This window comes from Mesorhizobium sp. BH1-1-5 (assembly GCF_020165615.1).
Classification (GTDB): domain Bacteria; phylum Pseudomonadota; class Alphaproteobacteria; order Rhizobiales; family Rhizobiaceae; genus Mesorhizobium.
On record NZ_JAIUIM010000059.1, the window covers coordinates 1 to 1,368 of the forward strand.

Genomic DNA, 1,368 nt, shown 5'->3' on the forward strand with positions numbered 1-1,368 from the left:
TGGAGTGCACCCCAAAACTGAGACAAGGATATAAGGGACAGTCCTGAGAGAGGGACTGATGCCTCAAAGACGGAAATTTAGCCGAGAGATGAAGCTGGCAGCCGTTGAGCAGCTGCTGGCGGGAGAGAAGGTGGCGGCCCTAGCCAAAGAGCTGGGGGTGGGCACCAAGATGCTCTACCACTGGCGGGCCAAGTATCTGAGCGGCGGCGCAGCGGCGTTGCGATCACCTGGACAGCACCCCAGAACAGCCGCGGTTGGGCCGCCCCGCGAGCGTGCCGATCTTGCGCAGGCGCAGGCCCGCATAGTCGAACTGGAGCGCAAGGTCGGCCGGCAGGAGCTGGAGCTCGATTTTTTTCGCAAAGCCTTGCGGCAAGTCAGGGAAAAGCGCCAGCCGAGCGACGGGCCTGGCGCGAGCTCGTCTACGCGTCAATCACGGCGATGACGACCCCTCGGCCACAAGGCGGACTCAGCGTCGAAAGGATGTGCGCGCTGGCCGGCGTCAGCCGGGCCGGCTACTATCGGCACTTTCAGGCCTCGGCGCCGCGCCAGGAGGAGACTTGCGTGCGCGACGCCATCCAGCGCGTTGCCCTGGCCAACAGCCTCTCGTACGGCTATCGGCGCATCACTTGGCAGTTGCGGCGCGAAGGCGTTGTGGTGAACCACAAGCGGGTGCTGCGCATCATGGGTGAGGACAACCTCTTGTGCCTGAGGAAGAAGCCGTTCGTGCCGGTCACGACCGCATCCCGGCACGGCTGGCAGGTGGTGCCGAACCTGGCGCGCGGCCTCCTTGTGAGCGGTCTCGACCAGTTGTGGGTGGCCGACATCACCTATGTGCGGCTGCGCGAGGAGTTCGCCTACCTCGCCGTCGTGCTTGATGCCTTCAGCCGCCGTGTCATCGGCTGGGCTCTGGACGACCATCTGGAGGCCAGCCTGGCCGTGGCGGCGCTGACCATGGCGCTGGAGGCACGCCGTCCGCAGCCCGGAAGCCTCATCCATCACTCCGATCGCGGCGTCCAATATGCCTGTGCCGAATACAGTGCCGTGCTCGCGCGACACGACATCCAAGCTTCCATGAGCCGGGTCGGCAACCCCTACGACAATGCCAAGGCAGAGAGCTTCATGAAGACACTCAAGCAGGAGGAAGTCGACGGCCGCGATTATCGCGACATCGACGAGGCGCGCCAGCAGATCGGCGCCTTCATCGAGCAAATTTACAACCGCCAACGGCTGCATTCGGCGCTCGGCTATCGACCGCCCGTGGAGTTCGAGGCAAACTGGACGCCGCACGGGGCTGCTGCGCAGCAGCCCCGTGCGGCCTAACGCTAACGCTGTCACCTATTCCCTGTCTCACAACAGGGGTGCAGTCCA

2 protein-coding genes are annotated in these 1,368 nt (G+C 64.5%); both read left to right on the forward strand.

Going from position 1 to position 1,368, the window contains the following annotated elements; genetic code table 11:
• Window positions 1-58 precede the first annotated feature (58 nt).
• Window positions 59-442 carry a transposase gene (locus LB572_RS34285; RefSeq protein ID WP_224670913.1) on the forward strand — a complete coding sequence of 128 codons (384 nt, stop codon included), beginning with the start codon at window positions 59-61 and terminating at the stop codon, window positions 440-442.
• Window positions 439-1,320: an IS3 family transposase gene (locus LB572_RS34290; RefSeq protein WP_140811562.1), complete on the forward strand. Its 882-nt coding sequence runs from the start codon at window positions 439-441 to the stop codon at window positions 1,318-1,320. The genes LB572_RS34285 and LB572_RS34290 overlap by 4 nt, the downstream gene beginning before the upstream one ends.
• Window positions 1,321-1,368 lie beyond the last annotated feature (48 nt).